Genomic DNA, 15078 nt, shown 5'->3' with positions numbered 1-15078 from the left:
CGGCGTCGGCCGGGGCCGGGTAGCAAGGACGGTGGGGGTCAGGGGCGGTAGGGGGCGATGGACAGCAGGCCCAGGCCGTAGGCGCGGCCCTGGCCGATGCCGGTGGTGATCGCGGTACGCAGGGCCTCGGGGTCGGTGACGGTAGCGACGCCCTCGAAGCGCATCGCACGCAACCGGATCCCCTTGGCATCAGTGCGAGAGCCGAGCACGTCGGGCTGCGGGAGGTCGAGGACGAGTTGGTTGGCCAGTCCCGCCCGGCCGGCTTGGCGCTCCCACCAGGCCAGGGCATCCTCGCCCGAGACGGGCACGCGCCTGCCGCGCCGGGCACCGGGCACCGGCACGCTCTTGATCGGGTTGGCGTCGATCCGGAACCGCACGACGCGGCCTTCGCCAACCCAGTTGAGCAGCGGGCCCAGGTCGCGGTATTCGACCTGGCTGGCGTAGCCGGAGGGCAGGGCGTTGCGGTTGATGGGCAGCGTGGACTGGATCAGCAGCAGCGCACCGGCCTGCTCGCGCTCGATGCGGTAAAGGGTGTTCGTGGCCGTCCTGGGGGCGGGTCCGAGGGCGTCGGGGAACAGGGCCTGGACGGTGGCGTGCAGGCGGGTGGCGTCCTTGAGGTCACGGTGGACGACACGACTGCGGGCTTCAAGGTGGAGCCGGGCCAGGTGCACCGTCTGGGTGACGGCCGTGGGGGCGGTGGTCATGCGGCGGCTGCCTCTCGATAGACGGTCAGTGCGGTGAGCCAGTCCGTGCCCCGGCCCGCATCGTCGGCATCGGGCAGCGGGCGTTGCCGCTCCCACACGGGGCAGCCCGCGAAGTGGCGGTGCGGGCCGGGCTGGTCGCGGACCTCCGTGTCCGGCAGGGCTCCGGGCTCGGGGGCGGCGTCGTAGAGGAACGTCACCGGCTCTCGGGCGCCGTACCGCGCTGGGGTGCGGTGCAGTGGCAGGCGGTCGAGTTCGGCCACCGGGTCGCTCACGTCGGACCGGATGAGGATCGGGGTGTCCGGAACGCAGGAACGGCGCCCCAGGTAGGGGGCGAACCGGGGACGTTGGAGGGCCTGGGTGCACCCGAGGAGGGTGGGCGCGGGCCCGGTGACGGCGACGGTGAAGGCGGCGTCCGTCAGGTACCAGCGCTGGGTGAGGATGGTGCCCTCCCCCAGCTTGCGGAACTTGCCGTCGGCGGTGGGCGGGGTGAGATGGCGGGGGTAGCCGCCGCCGATGGTGTGGAAGTCCATCTCCCGCTGACCCGGCCGGTCCACCCGGATGGTGTAGGACAGCTCGGTGAGGTCGGTGTTGTCGCTGTCGCGGGGTCGGCCCAGGCAGCAGGCAAGCAGTCCAGTGAGGCCGGAGCGGGTGGGCCAGCGGTAAGTGCTGCGCACTTCGAAGTCCGCGTCCGAGCCCCAGGACTGCAAGGGCCCGGACAGGTGGAGCAGGAGCCCGCCGCTCACGCCAGCTCCTTGGTGACGGTGTCGCTCACGCGGGTGATCAGCTCGTCCAGGCCGTCGAGGCGGTCGCCCAGCGCGTCGAAGGCATCGTCAGTCAGGCCGCTGTGGGCGTGGGTGATCAGTCCCCCAGTGCCCAGGAAGCGGTGGTGTGCCCTGGCGTGGTCGTTCAGCCGCTGCATGGAGCGGGGCAGGTAGCCCTCGGCGCTGTCGGGCACCGGGGTCTCGTACGCGCCGACCAGGCTGACCGGGCGGTCCGACCGCAGTGCGGCGTAGGTCAGGTGCGGCACGGTGAACGGGGCGGTGCCGGAGGCTTTGGCCGGCAGGACCGTGGTGATGAAGGCGCGCATGAACTCCGCGAGTACGGCCTGGGCGGTCTGGGTGTCGCCGTCGAGGTTGCGAACGAGTTCGGTGAGGTTCAAGGAGGTGTAGCGGTAGAAGGTGGCCGAGGTGTAGCGCTGGTCCCCCATGTGCCCGGCGCCGCGCTCGGTGCCCTCCTCATCGAGGATGTCGTCGACCGCCGTGAAGTAGTCCAGCTGGGTGCTGGCCGCGTGGGTGCTCAGTCCGTGCGCCATCTGCACCGCGCCGTCCACGATGGAGCCCGCCTCGTTGGCGAGCATGCGGCCGAAGGCGGCGACCGAGGCGTTCCTCGACTGAAGGATCGTGAGCACCGCCGCCTTCGGCAGGATCTTGGCCGCGTACCTGGCCAGTGGGCTGCCCTCACCGACGGCGGGCTCTTCCTCGTCGTCCGCTGCCGGTTCCAGGTCGGCGTCCGCCTTCCTGCGGGTGGTCCTCTTCGCCGCCTTCACCGCCTCGGCCTCAATGTCGTAGACCGCCTGGGTGATGTCGCCGCGATGGCCGTCGGCGAGGTCTGCCAGTTCGTCCAGTGCGCTCTCCGGCAAGAACAGCAGGGCGTTGGTGCCACCGGAGTCAGCGATGCCCAGCCCCTTCACCCCGGCCGCCAGAATCAACATCTGCCCCGCAGCCAGGGCCAGTTCCGGCTGCCAGCCGCGGGCTCCCAGCCGCTTAGCGACGGCCTGTGGCACGCCGCGGGTTCGCAACGCCCGGATACCGACCGCCTTCTCCACAGCCGTACGGGTGTGCCGCTTGCCGTTCTGCGATGAATTGCGGGCGCGCATCACGCCGCCGTAGCGCGCGGACTTCGGGGCACCCTGCCGGTCGCGGTTCAGATTGGAGTACGGGTACGACTGAATCAGGTGGAGGTCGACGTGCAGGCTTCCGGGGCCGAAGTTGATCACTTGGTCTTCTCCTCAGCGGTGCGAACGGTGGGGATGTGGTAGGCGCGGGCCCATTCGACGCGGACGTCGTCCGCCCACTTCGGCCAGCGGGTCAGATCTCGCAGCAGCACCGGCCACTTGACGGGGATCTGCTGCGAGCGCAGCAGCGAGATCGCGCCGGGAAGCTCTCGGTACAGGTCCTCGCTGCCGAGTTCGGCCAGGTGCGACAGTGCATCGGCGGCGTTCTCCCGGCGCATCGAACCCGTGCGTGCGGCGCGGCCGTAGGACCAGCCCAGGTTCTGCCACACCTCCGCCGGTTTCGCCACAGGCGGCGGGTTCGACTTCGCCGTACGGGGGTTGGGGGCGTCGTGGACCGCGTACAGGCAGGCCACGAGCAAATACGGGAGTTCGGCCCCGCGGGTGGGCGCGTAGGCCGGGATCCCTCCGGCGGGCAGCAGATGCATGTACAGCCGCCATGGGGAGGTGAGTTCCTCGGCCAGGCCGTCACGCAAGGCGGCCCGGCCGCCCGGGGTGGCGCACGCGTTACGGACGGTGCGCATGAACCGCTCGAACGACTCCAGCGGGTTCTTCTTGGCCGACGGGGCGGGCGGGGACTCGGTGGTCACGCGGCCTTCGCCCTCCTTCCAGGAGTGCGGGGATGGGTGAGCTGGGTGCGGGCCTGGGCCACCGGGTGCAATCCCTGCGGGGTGGTCGCAGCCGACCGGGTGATGGCGTCGTAGATCTCCAGGGCCAGGCCGCGAAACCGGGGCACCTCGGCGCTGTCGTGGCTGATCGCCGGCCAGAACAGCACCTCGGCGCGGTCCCAGTACGCCCCAGTCGCCTCATCCGCCCACGGGCAGGACTTCTCACCGGGCGCCAATTGCTTCCACGCCGTACGCAGCGCCCTGGCCAGATCGGCCGCCGCGCCCTCCGCCGCTCTGCGGGTGTCGGCCACGCGGGCGGCGCGTTGCGGATGCCGGGAAGGAAGAAACGCGGCGATGCTCGCCGGGGTCGTCACGGCGTACCAGTGTTCGTCCTTCTCCTGTTTCTCCTGGTGGCAGCCCAGCGCTCGCACGCGCACCGGCCCCAGCCCGTCAAGGACTTCCTCAGGAAGGTCGGCGAACGCGGACAGCCATGCCGGAAGAATCTGCCCCTTGACGCCCGCCGCGGCGGGGTTCTTCGCGTGGATGAAGGCGTCGAAATCCCTCAGTAGGGCACGGCGCCAACTCGCCCGCACCGGACCGCCCTTGGCGCGGGCGATGACGAACGGATCCCGGGCCGCGGGCAGATCCGTCCGCGTGGCCCAGGCCACCCAGCAGCCTGTCGTCTCTGCTCCCGTCTCGTCCGCAGACAGCAGGACATGGTGGGCACTCCGGCCGGTCAGCAGCGAGACGGGTCCGCACACGGGGGATGGCAGCAGGGGGTCTTCGAGTTCCTCACGCTCCCACGGCGCGAGATCCTGTGCCGGATCTTCTCCTCCAGTCGGCGGGGGGCACGACAGGACGAGTGAGGTGAACAGACTCCCGCCCAGCGGGTGGAAGGACACCAGCGCCCGCAATGGCGCGGCCTTCATGTTCTTGGAGTTCACGCCGCCGTGCCGGCGCTGGGCCCCCGTGCCCGACGGGCCGTAGCCGCGCCAGGCGAGCAGCCAGCCCAGTGCCTCGCCCGACGGTACGGGCACCTCCTGCGGCGTCCGGTCCAGCCACGGCTGGTTCGATCCCGACGGCCTCGGCATCACCAGTTTCCCGGGCGGCGCCTGGCGCGAACACTCCGCCGCAAGACGCGGATCCTGGAGGAACGGCCGGTGCGGATCATAGAGATCGAACCGGTGCCGCCACCGGTCGAAGTACGTGTTCACGGCCCCCGCATCGAACCGGCCCGCCGACAGCAGCCCGTCGAAGCGCTCCTCCCACACATCCCGGTCGGACACATCAAGGCCGCCGGCGCGGACCGCGAGCGCGGTCAGAAGGCGCCGCAGCATCGACTCCACCGCCGGGTTCGCCACCTCAAGGTCCGCCACAGCATGAGCGGCCAGAAGTGCCGTGCGCAGACCGACTCCTCGGCGACCACCAGGCTCAGCCTTCGGCACCAAGGCCGCCAACTCCTCGGGATCCGCGTCCCGACGGAACACCAGCGTGACGCACGGCTGGTCAGCCGCGATGAAAGCACGCAAGATCCCCCCTCCTCCCAATCTCGGAAACGCCAACAGCGCCCGAACACCGATGAGTTCACGAATAGTCACCGACATCAAGCAGGGAGTGACGCTAAGGGGACGTATGGAACAGGCGCAACCGGAACCTCCGAACTCACCCCAACTGTCAGAGCCGCCCGATAAAGTCCCGGTGGACACGCTCTGCACACACAGAGGTAACCCAGGGACGTATGGGGCAAATCTCCGCAATATCTCCCAGCTTCGCATCAGCGGAGACTCACACCCCCGCCCACCCGATCGAGTGACTTAAATGCATGTCCCACGACTGCGATAGGTCACGATCGAAAGAACGGGCTTGTCGTAACGCATAACAAAATGGCAAAGCACCCCTAACCATGCAGGTCAGCAAGGGTTGGCCCCGCGTCCGCGGAGGTGCCCCGAACTGGGAGTTCAGGTACAGGACGCGGTGCCGGTTGGCTCCGCGTCGCGGAGGTGCCCCGCCAATGGCCCAACTCTGGTGGGCGAGCGCATGGTTGGCTCCGCGTCCGCAGAGGTGCCCCGAGGGGCCGGTGCGCGGCGTAGAGAGTGTGTCCGTTGGCTCCGCGTCCGCGGAGGTCACCCGTCCTTGGAGTCCTGGCCAGAACATGAGGTTGGTTCCGGACGCTTTCCCCATGTCCGGAACCGCCTGGTCAGGAGCACCTCCCCGCACATCGGGCTTCGGTGCCTGACGGCTTCCTGCCGGACCGTCCGCTCATGCAGAGCACCCCGCATGAACTGCACCGGAACACTCTGGACAGGCCGCACTTGCTGATCCATCCAAGATCACAAAAAGTAGGCCCAACCCTACAGACACCGGCCCGTTCGACGGTCAGCCTGGGCGCATCGACTCAGCCTCGTTTCTGTGGCGCGGATCTTCAAGATCAGCAAATGCATCAACTGTGATGCGGACACGCGCCCTCACGGCGGCGAGTCTTGTACGCGGCGCCTCAAGGAGGCTCGGCTCGTTGAGTTCAGCTGCATGTCTGCCTGATCGCGTGGGCGAAGCCGAGGGTGATCACGAAATGTACCTAGCGTGGTACAGACTTCGCGGCGCGAGGCGGAGAGGCTGGTGCCCGAGTTGAGGAGCAGCCAATGAGCGGGCTCGCGGTGGAATTCGAAGTCATTGCTGCCATTTGTGCCGCGAGGGTTCTGATTCGCCAACTCCGAGGGCTGTTGGTGGACATCGGTAACGCAATCCGCGCTTGGCGCTCCGTGCGCGACGCCTTGCAGAACGAGCAGGAGGAACACCACGGCTGACCTCTGCGCTCGCTCCGACTGGGAGGCGGGCGGTCGGCACCAAGCCAGGGCGTTCGGCAGTCGCGCCGCTGCCACCACTGGGTTGGATCTCTGTGGCTGGCCTGGTGACAAAAGGGTGCGGCGTTCCGTTCGGAACGGAGTGGTGGTAGGGGCTTTCCTGGCCTGATCGCGCTTCTGAAGCGGTATACGCCGGTCGTACAGCGGGGTCCCTCGTGGCGGCGGGCCAGTTGCTACGGGAGCGAACGGCGCACTCTGGTGCGGTGGATGCCCATTGCGCTCGTTACAGTGAGTTCGCGATCGCCCACGGTTGACTACTCCGGCCGTTTGCGCAACGAGAGCGGGCCACGCAAGGGAGGGGAATACGCGCATGATTCAACGCCTGGCCATGGCCTTCGGCACGCTCTCCGCCGTGACACTGGCGTTGACGCGTCTCCCTCTGGAACTTGGCAAGTCGTGGGCTTCTGTGGCCCACTCCGCTCAAAGCAGCCGCCTCAGTTGAAAGCGAGCGCTCGGTAGACATTGCGGACATCCGTCAGGGGTTGGCGGTCGCGGGTGTAGTAGAGCTTATTCGTCAACAGAATTGCCCACCGTCGGCGCCGGGGTGAGATCCACATGCCGGTTCCCGTGAAGCCGTAGTGCACCCAGATGTCGTCGGCTGGATCAGCACCGGGGGCGGGGTGCCAGAACAGCCCACGTGCAGGGGCAAGTGAGCCGGTCTGGACACTGAGCGACGCCTCGGACCAGGCAGACCCGAAGCCCGCTCGCTCGGGGACAGCGTTGTCGTTCAACATGTAGCGCAGGAAGCGGGCCAGGTCGTCGAGGACGGTGAAGGCGCCGGCGATGCCGCACACGCCGCCGAGGAGGCGGGCGGAGAAGTCGTGGGCGGTGCCCTTGAGGTGGGTGTTGGTGTCCGGGTCGAGTTCGGTGGGCGCGCACCGGGCGACCGTCGCGGCGGGTAGGGGGCCGAAGCGAGTGGCTTTCATGCCCAGGGGCTGCCAGGTCCGTTCCGTGGCGAGTTGGTCGAGGGGCTGGCCGGAGATGTGTTCGGCGAGGTAGCCGAGGATGAGTGCGGCTCGGTCGGTGTATTCGACGGCCTCGCCCGGTGGGCGGTGGAGGGCTTCGTGCAGTACGCCGTCGCGGATGTCCTGGGGGTCGGTGCCGTACAGGCTCTTCAGTTGGGCCCGTAGCGGGACCCCTGCGGTGTGAGTGAGGAGTTGGCGGGCCGTCACGGCCGCGAGCGGGTGGCCGTCGACCTCCGACCAGAACTCCCCGAGGGGAGAGTCGAGGTCGAGTTTGCCTTCTTCCCACAGTGCGCCGATGGAGGACCAGACGGCGAGGATCTTGGTGAGGCTCGCGGCGTCGAAGACGGTGTCGGGACGCATCGGAGCGTGCGGTACGTCGGGGTCGAGGACGCCGGTGGTGCCGTGGGCGTGGATGCCAGAGGCGTCGCCGACGGCCCAGACGGCGCCGGGGTAGACCTTATCGCGGACGCCTTCGTCGAGCAGGGCTTCGATGCGGTCGGTGCGGTACGTCATGGTCTCCCTGTTCGCCGTGGGCATCCCGCCGGTCAGCGTAGTGACCGGGGTGGGTGGGGCCGGGCAATGGCGTGCCGGACGTCAGCTGGCCATGGTCGTTCTAGGTGAGCTGGCGGCCCAGATCGGTCAGGGCCTGCGCGGTGGCGGAGAGCGGGTAGCGGGCGGCGTTCGCGTGGCCCGCCCGGCGCAGAGCCGGAAGCAGGCCAGGTGTCGTGCGTAGCCGGTCCAGGTCGCGTGCGAGGGCTGCGGGGCTGGTGAAGTCGGTTGCCATGCCGGAGGCGGCGAGGGTTTCGCTGAGGCCGGGTACGGGTTGGTAGAGGACGGGGAGGCCGCAGGCTTGGGCCTCCAGTGCGACCAGGCCCATGGCCTCCAGGGTGGTGGAGGGCATGACCAGTAGGTCGTGCTCGGTGAAGGTTTTCCACAGCTGTGGGCGGCGGAGCCAGCCTAGGTAGCGGGCTCGTACGCCGGCTCGTTGCAGCAGTGGGGCCAGCGTGTGGAACTGGGCTGGGGGTGCGGCGACGCTCAGTTCGACGCCCGGCACCGAGGCCAGGCTCTTCACCAGGGCCTCGACGCCCTTCTCGGCTGTGAGTCGGCCCGCGTACAGCAGCCGTAGGTGGCTCGTTGGAGAGCGGGCAGGCCGGGCCGGTGGATCGGTGATCAGGTGGTCGGGGATGCCCCAGGGGATGTGGGTGATCTTGCGGCGGTTGACCAGTGGAATGAGTTTGCGGAGTTGATCGGCCATCGCGCTGGTGGGGACAACGATCGCGTCTGCAACCTTCGTCGTCTCGTGCAGCACCTGGAGTTGCTCGCGGTGGATCTCGGCGAAGAGCAGGTCGGTGCCGTGGACCAGGACGATGCGGGGGTGTGAGGGGAGCGCGCGGATCAGGGCGGGGGTGGCCCCAAAGGTGAGGTGCTGCAGGTGCAGCACGTCGATCCGGGTCGGGTCGATCGCGGCCGCCAGTGCCGAGCGCAGGGCGGCTACGTATCGGCTGAAGGCTGGGCCCTCCAGGCACTTTCCGGGGACTTGGAGGAGGTCGAGGCCGGCCGGGAGGTGAGGTCGCGGGCCGGTAGGGGCGAGCATGAACGCCCGTGCTGGGATGAGTGGTTGCTCGCCCGTGTAGAGGTCGAGGAAGAGTTCGACGCTGCCTCCCGGGCTTCCGGCGGGCAGGTCCAGCAGGGTGGCGGCCAGTGGCGCGGTGGTCGGTTGCGGGGTCACCGGACTCCTCCGGGGATCTCTTCGTAGAGGCGGGAGATGTCGATGCCGTCCGTCGCCGCGTACTTGGCGTCCTGCTGCTGGTAGCTGGCCGGTGTGCCGAAGGCGCTGAGGAAGACGAGCTTGCCGAAGGTCATGCCCGCGTAGATGCGAACCGGCCGGGCGGCACGGATCTCCAGGGTCCAGCGAATGGCGTGACCTTGGTGGCCGAGCGGGGCGGAGACGTGGACCCAGATGCCGAGCGCGCCGATGGTGCGGTCGCCGTTGAGCAGTTGTGCGTACGTCTCGGAGCCGGTCCTCTCCAGCGTGACGCCGAGATAGAACGCGTCCGGCGTCAGCACCAGGCCCGCGGCCGGGATGGTCTGCTCGGCGAACGCAGTTGGGACGGCTGCGTCCAGCTCTCCGTCGCAGATACGGATGGTGTCGCCGAGTCGCCAGTCGTAGGCGTTCGGGGAGAGACGGGCGGGGTCGTACGGGTCGATCGTGATCTCGCCTGCCTGGATGGCGGCGCTGATCGCGGGGCCGGTGAGGATCACGAGGCGACCACCTTGAGCCGGGCCGCGTCGCGCCAGTAGGCGGAGGGCTGCGGGCCGATGGCGGCCTGGTACTTGCCTTGGTAGGGGGCGATGGAGCCGGTGGAGACGAAGAACATGATCTGCCCGATGCGCATGCCCGCGTACACCCGTAGCGGGCGGATCGGGGAGAGCATCAGCGTCCACTGGCCGTGGAAGCCGATGTCGCCGATCGGGGCGGTGATCTCGACGAAAAGGCCAAGCCTGCCGACGGAGGAGCGGCCGAAGAGCAGCGGTACGTAGGTGTCGGAGCCGACCTGTTCGACGGTGTGTCCGAGGTACAGCTCACCGGGCCGGAGTACGTATCCGCTCTTCCCGATCGTGACCTCGTGGGTGGGGTTGGGGCGGTGGGCGTCGATCACGGTGTCGGTGTAGGTCAGCAGGGTGGGGCCGAGGCGGACGTTGTAGCTGTTGGGGTTGACCTGTTCCGGTTCGAAGGGCGCGATGGTCAGGCGTCCGTCGTGGGCAGCGGCGGTGATCTCGGGCCCGGTAAGGATCATTGCTCGCCTCCTGTAGCGGTGTCGTCAGCGCCAGCCAGGGGTGTGAGCAGGACGCTTCGTACGGCTTGGCCGAGCCGTAGTCCGGCTTGATGTGTTCGTCCGCCGAGGTGGCTGTCGGCGAGGTAGTCGGTCGTCAGCACGCTGCTCGTCGCCGGGGGCAGAGGGGCGGGAGCGATGGCCAGAGGACCGACACGGTCGGTGAGGTGGCCGAGCAGCTTCTCGTGGTCCTGGGCGTGGTCGTTGGGGAGGCGGGCGTGGACGAGTTGGTTGTCGAAGGGCTCGATGGTCAGCAGGTCGCCGAGGGTGAGCACTTCTCGGAGCGGCGTGGAGCGCAGGGCGGTCTCGTTGAGGACGACCGCGTCCGCGCCGAGGCCCGAGTGCAGTCGGCCGGCGACCTCTGCCAGCAACTGGCGTCGGTCGAACGAGGCATTGCGGTAGGGCTCGTTCACGATGCCGAGCGGGCTGGCGAGTGTCCGGCCGACGAGTGCGATCTTGTCCTGCACCGTGGCGAGGTTCTTGGGCAGCCCGTGCGAGCTGGGGAAGGTGCCCGTGCGGGCGGCCCAGCCGGTTCCGATGGGCTCTGCGGTGGCGTATCCGATGCCGAGTTCGCGTCCCTTGACCACGAGGGTGTCGCCGACGGGTACGGGGCCGTACGTGTCGCTGTGGCAATGCCCGGCGAAGATGATGTCCGCGAAGGGGCAGGCGGCGGCCATCTTCAGGTCCTCGTCGAAGCCGGAGTGGGACAGCACGATCCAGTCATCGGTGCGGTGGTGATGTTCGAGCATCACCTCGCGCAGGGCCTGAGCAGGGTCGGTGACGTGGTGACCGATGCGGTCGCCGGTGGGGATCGCGTTGAACGCCTGGGTGCCGATCACTGCGGTGACGGCGACGCGTCGGCCGGCGATCCGCTCGATGCGTACGCGGTCGAAGAGTGGATTGCCGTCGTCGTCGGTCGTGTTGGCGCACACGGTCATCTCGCGCAGCCCCGGCTCGAAATGGTGCCGCCAACCGTGATTCCCCGGGGCCAGCAGGTCGTAGAGGCTGGTGAGGATCTCGTGCTCGATCTGGCCTTGGCCGAGGCGGTAGAAGCCGCTGCCTTCGAAGAAGTCGCCGCAGTCCACGATCAGGCTCTCGGCCCTGGCTGCGTGGAGATGGGCGAGCATCGGTGCGGGGGAGGCGAAGGCGGAGTGGACGTCCGTCGTGGCGATGATCCGCCGTAACTGCCGGTTCATGGTGTGACCTCGCAGATGTCGGCGCCGAGGGCATACAGCTTGGTGGGAAGGTCGGCGTGGCCGCGTCGGAGCTGCTCCAGGCCGCCCAGGGTGGTGACGCCTTGCGCTGTCAGGCCGGCGATGAGCAGGGCGGACCCGGTGCGGATGTCGGTGGCCTCGACACCGGCTCCGATCAACTGCTGCGGACCGGTGAGACGGCACTTGGTCGGGGACAGTTCGTGGATCTCGGCACCGAGACGGGCCAGCTGTGGCAGCAGGTTGCTGTGGCGGCCGGGGTTGATCGTGTCGGAGAAGAGATGCGTACCGGGGCGAGTGAGGGCCAAGGCCATCAAGGACGGCTCGAAATCGGCATCCAAGCCCCTGGGGGCGAGGGAAGCGATGGCCCGCAGAGACCGGCTGGTGGGTCGGGTTTCTCGCGCTCGGACGGTGATCACGTCGTTCTCGGTGTCGGAGGGAACCCCGAGCCACCGCAGGGCCCTGACCAGGGGGACGACATCGTCACCGCGTACACCGCAGATGCGTGCGTCGCCGCCTGTGACCGCGACCGCGCAGGCCAGAGTCCCGGCCTCGATCTTGTCGCCGGGCACGCGCCAGAAAATGGTCTCCGGTGGCGCGGCCAAAGGAGGCGCGAGGGCGAGGAGTGCCTCACTGACTCGGCACTGCCAGCCAGCCGTCCGCACCGCCTCAACAACAGCCAGCACTTCCGGCGAAAGGTTGGGCAACCCCAGCCGCAGTGGCCGTCCGGCCACGACCGCACGGAGAAGAGCGGCGATGGTCGCGCCTCGGGAGCGGAAGGGAAGCGTGATCGAGACCGTTTCCGGTCGGGCACTGGCTGCTTCTACGACGTAGCCGTGGTCGTCGACGGTCGTGCGGTCGCCGAAGCGTTCGTAGACCTTGAAGTGCTGTTCCATGCCGCGTTCCCCGATCCGGCAGCCGCCCGGCCAAGGGAGGCACGCCCGGCCGTATGTGCCCAGCAGGGCGGGGACGAGGTAGTACGAGGCCCGGATGCGGGCGGCGATGTCGAGGTCGGACCCGGCTTGGGGCTTGTCGCCCGGCAGGATCACCGCGGTGTGCAGGTCGCCGACGGGTCGGGCTGTGTGCCAGCCGGCCTGCTGGAGCAGGGCGAGCATCGTCTCGACGTCGGCGTTCGCCGGGACGTTGCCCACGTGCACGGGGCGGTGCAGAGCCGCCGCGGCTGCCAGGAGCGGCAGTGCTGCGTTCTTGGACCCGTCGACCGTCACGGAGCCGGTGAGAGGGCTCCCGGGGCGGATGGCCACCACTTCGGCGGCGACTGGAGGGATCCGTACGGCTGTCAACCGTCAACTCCTTTGCAGAGGTACGTGTCGTGAGGGCTGGGCTGGGGCGCCGACCTTGAACTCGGCCCAGCAGCGTTTGCCGGACGGCAGCGGATCGACTCCATGGCGATCGGCCAGGGCGGCGACGAGGAACAGGCCGCGCCCGCCCTCTGCCTCCATGTCCGGCAGTCCGGCTCGTGGGACCTTGCGGTCGGCATCGGTGACCTCGATCAGCAGACGCTCGCCGTCGAGGCGGGCGCCGGCCGAGATCGGGCCGTCGCCCGCGTGCCGCACCGCGTTCGTCAGCAGTTCGGCGGCGACCAGTTCTGCCGTGCTCAGCAGGTCCTGGTCGAGGGAGGCGTCCCAGCGCCGTATCCCGTTCGCGAGCTGCTGCCGCGCGGAGCGGGCGGCGGCAGGTGTGCCGTGAACGGAGAATCGGATCTGGTGCGCTTCCATGAGCTGCCTCCTGGATCGGTGCGGCTGCTCCAAGCAACCGCTCCGGAGGCAAGCTGGACTACGCCGTGTGCTGGGGTTGCATCACTTATGCAGGAGCCGCATCGCGGTGAATCGCCGCTCGGTTACGCTCGGTTGAGCAGGCAGAATCGGCGACGGCAGGAGGGGCCGTGGCACAGATGGCCGAAGAACAGAGCGAGGCGAGACGGATCGGCGAAGTGATCCGTCAGGCACGTGTTTTACAGCGGCGCTCGCAGAAGGACGTGGCCGCCGCACTGGGGTATCACCAGTCGAAGGTGAGCCGCCTGGAAAGCGGCAGGGGCACGGAGGACGTGCGTACGCTGCGCGAGGTCGCGCAGGTGCTGGACATTCCACCGCACCGTCTGGGCCTCGCCGCCGCATCTGACACCGGCCCCGCCCCTGAGCCCGGAGCAGAGGACATGCACCGCCGTACCTTCCTCGCCGCGAGCGTGGCCGCGCTCGCGGCTCCGTCGCCGCCATCGTCGTCGTCGACCACCGCGCATCACGACCTGATCCGCGTCCTGCTGCCGGGTACGAGCCCCGTCGCCACCGGGCAAGCCCTGGGCATCGACGAGCTGCGGGACCGGCTGCGGGCAGTACGCCGGATGTTCTACGTGTGCGACTACGCGGAACTGGAGCAGACCCTGCCGGGACTGATCGCCGACCTGCGCCAGGCCGCTGGCGGTGGCTCCTCCGGCTCGGCGGAGGCGTCCGGGCTGCTCGCGACCGCGTACCAGACATCGGTGAGCCTGCTGCTGAAACGAGCCGACCAGGGCAACGCCTGGCTCGCGGCCGGTCGGGCCATGGCCGAGGCGGAACGATCCGGAGACCCGGTCGTCCTCGCCGCCAGCGTCCGCGTGCACGCCCACGTCCTCGTACGAGACAAGCACACCGCCCAGGCCGTGAACATGGTCCGCCACACCGCCGACCAGCTCACCGGCTCCTACGACCAGCGCTCCCCCCGCTACCTGGCGGCGGTCGGACTGCTCCTGCTGCGCGGGGCGACCGCCGCCAGCAGAAACGGTGACCGCGACACCACCCAGGACTTCCTCACCGAGGCCAAGGAAGTGGCCCGCTACGTCGCCTTCGACCAGCCGGACGCCTGGGCGAACTTCAGTCCCACCAACGTCGCCCTGCACGAGGTCAGCGCGGCCGTCTCCTTCGGCGACGCCGGCATCGCCCTGCAGACCGCCCGGCCCCTCATGCGCCGCCACATTCCCGTCCCCGAACGCCGGGCCGCGCTGTGGGTGGAGACCGCCCGCGCCTACAGTCAGCAGGGCAGACTCGCCGACGGCTACCAGGCCCTGCGCATCGCCGAGAGCTGCGCGGCACAGGACATCCGCCGCCCGGCCGTACGCGAACTGGTCGCCGACATGGCAGCCCGCGACCGCCGCCGAGCCTTGCCCGAACTGCACCACTTCAGCCGCCAACTGGGAGTGCCCGCGTGAGTGACCAGCCCGACAAGCCGTTCCTCCAGATCGTGGTCTGCGCGGCCGGAGTCGCTGGTGACGTCGGCAAGCTGATCACCGCGGCCCACGAGCGGCAGTGGGACGTGGGCATCGTCGCCACACCACAAGGGCTCGGCTTCCTCGACGTGGAGGCGTTGGAGAGCCAGATCGGACGCCCCATCCGCTCGGCCTGGCGCTCGGTGGGCGAGCCGCGCCCGACCCGGCCCGCCGATGCGATCGCGGTCGCCCCGGCCAGCTTCAACACCGTCAACAAATGGGCCGCCGGAATCTCCGACAACCTCGCGCTCGGCATCCTGTGTGAAGCACCCGCCATGGACGTCCCCATCGCCGTACTGCCGTATCTGAACTCCGCGCAGGCCGCCCACCCCGCGTACCGCCGGAGTCTGGAGCAGCTGCGTGAGATGGGCGTCCTGATCGGCTCGTACGAGCCTCACCGGCCGAAGGCCGGCGGAGGGGCCGACCGCTACCGCTGGGAAGAAGTGCTGGAGCTGCTCGCCCCCAGGCTGTCCGCGCGGTCGTGATCAGGGCTGCGCCGTGCGCGGTCACGCCTACGGGCCAGCGCTGGTATCCGGGCCCGTTCATGGCGTTCAGCCGGAGCGCTTGTAGCCAACCCAGAACCGGCCGCCGACCTGCCCGAGTACCTCGTCCACCACATCGATGA

Annotated in this window: 15 protein-coding genes; 3 read left to right on the top strand and 12 right to left on the bottom strand. The window is 69.2% G+C overall.

Annotated features, from left to right (window positions below):
* Window positions 1–38 precede the first annotated feature (38 nt).
* The 5 genes from cas6e to casA are packed head-to-tail and all read right to left on the bottom strand — an operon-like array spanning window position 39 to window position 4852.
* A complete protein-coding gene (gene cas6e / locus OG802_RS15155; protein WP_329410959.1) occupies window positions 39–704 on the bottom strand; it encodes a type I-E CRISPR-associated protein Cas6/Cse3/CasE in 666 nt (221 codons plus the stop codon).
* Window positions 701–1447, bottom strand: a complete 747-nt coding sequence (cas5e, locus tag OG802_RS15150; protein ID WP_329410957.1) for a type I-E CRISPR-associated protein Cas5/CasD — start codon at window positions 1445–1447, stop codon at window positions 701–703. Before cas5e ends, cas6e begins: the two co-directional genes overlap by 4 nt.
* Window positions 1444–2700, bottom strand: a complete 1257-nt coding sequence (gene cas7e, locus OG802_RS15145) for a type I-E CRISPR-associated protein Cas7/Cse4/CasC (protein WP_329410956.1) — start codon at window positions 2698–2700, stop codon at window positions 1444–1446. The genes cas5e and cas7e overlap by 4 nt, the downstream gene beginning before the upstream one ends.
* Complete coding sequence (gene casB / locus OG802_RS15140) at window positions 2697–3305, bottom strand: type I-E CRISPR-associated protein Cse2/CasB (RefSeq protein WP_329410955.1); 609 nt, start codon at window positions 3303–3305, stop codon at window positions 2697–2699. The genes cas7e and casB overlap by 4 nt, the downstream gene beginning before the upstream one ends.
* Window positions 3302–4852, bottom strand: coding sequence for a type I-E CRISPR-associated protein Cse1/CasA (gene casA / locus OG802_RS15135; protein ID WP_329410954.1), 1551 nt, complete (start codon window positions 4850–4852; stop codon window positions 3302–3304). The genes casB and casA overlap by 4 nt, the downstream gene beginning before the upstream one ends.
* Before the next feature lie 1110 nt (window positions 4853–5962).
* Here casA and OG802_RS15130 point away from each other — a divergent pair.
* Complete coding sequence (locus tag OG802_RS15130; RefSeq protein WP_193381363.1) at window positions 5963–6127, top strand: hypothetical protein; 165 nt, start codon at window positions 5963–5965, stop codon at window positions 6125–6127.
* A 491-nt stretch (window positions 6128–6618) separates the two neighbouring features.
* Here the strand turns inward: OG802_RS15130 and OG802_RS15125 are convergent, their stop codons facing one another.
* From OG802_RS15125 to OG802_RS15095, 7 genes are all read right to left on the bottom strand, one after another.
* Entirely contained in the window at window positions 6619–7662 is a 1044-nt protein-coding gene (locus OG802_RS15125; protein ID WP_329417073.1) for a serine hydrolase domain-containing protein, read from the bottom strand.
* Window positions 7663–7762: 100 nt separating this feature from the next.
* Window positions 7763–8878, bottom strand: coding sequence for a glycosyltransferase family 4 protein (locus OG802_RS15120; RefSeq protein ID WP_329410950.1), 1116 nt, complete (start codon window positions 8876–8878; stop codon window positions 7763–7765).
* Window positions 8875–9411 (bottom strand): dCTP deaminase, encoded by a 537-nt coding sequence (locus OG802_RS15115; RefSeq protein WP_329410948.1) that lies wholly within the window; start codon window positions 9409–9411, stop codon window positions 8875–8877. The genes OG802_RS15120 and OG802_RS15115 overlap by 4 nt, the downstream gene beginning before the upstream one ends.
* Entirely contained in the window at window positions 9408–9947 is a 540-nt protein-coding gene (gene dcd, locus OG802_RS15110; RefSeq protein WP_329410946.1) for a dCTP deaminase, read from the bottom strand. The genes OG802_RS15115 and dcd overlap by 4 nt, the downstream gene beginning before the upstream one ends.
* A complete protein-coding gene (locus tag OG802_RS15105; RefSeq protein WP_329410944.1) occupies window positions 9944–11179 on the bottom strand; it encodes a bifunctional metallophosphatase/5'-nucleotidase in 1236 nt (411 codons plus the stop codon). The genes dcd and OG802_RS15105 overlap by 4 nt, the downstream gene beginning before the upstream one ends.
* Complete coding sequence (locus OG802_RS15100; RefSeq protein ID WP_042169255.1) at window positions 11176–12459, bottom strand: UDP-N-acetylglucosamine 1-carboxyvinyltransferase; 1284 nt, start codon at window positions 12457–12459, stop codon at window positions 11176–11178. Before OG802_RS15100 ends, OG802_RS15105 begins: the two co-directional genes overlap by 4 nt.
* Before the next feature lie 39 nt (window positions 12460–12498).
* A complete protein-coding gene (locus tag OG802_RS15095) occupies window positions 12499–12930 on the bottom strand; it encodes an ATP-binding protein (RefSeq protein ID WP_329410941.1) in 432 nt (143 codons plus the stop codon).
* 176 nt (window positions 12931–13106) lie between these two features.
* On the opposite strand from OG802_RS15095, the gene OG802_RS15090 reads away from it, so the two are divergent.
* Window positions 13107–14396, top strand: a complete 1290-nt coding sequence (locus OG802_RS15090) for a helix-turn-helix domain-containing protein (RefSeq protein ID WP_329417071.1) — start codon at window positions 13107–13109, stop codon at window positions 14394–14396.
* Entirely contained in the window at window positions 14393–14938 is a 546-nt protein-coding gene (locus OG802_RS15085) for a flavoprotein (RefSeq protein ID WP_329410939.1), read from the top strand. The genes OG802_RS15090 and OG802_RS15085 overlap by 4 nt, the downstream gene beginning before the upstream one ends.
* Window positions 14939–15078: the final 140 nt, after the last annotated feature.

Source organism: Streptomyces sp. NBC_00704, assembly GCF_036226605.1.
Taxonomy (GTDB): Bacteria; Actinomycetota; Actinomycetes; order Streptomycetales; family Streptomycetaceae; genus Streptomyces.
This window is presented reverse-complemented; position numbering and strand designations above follow the sequence as displayed.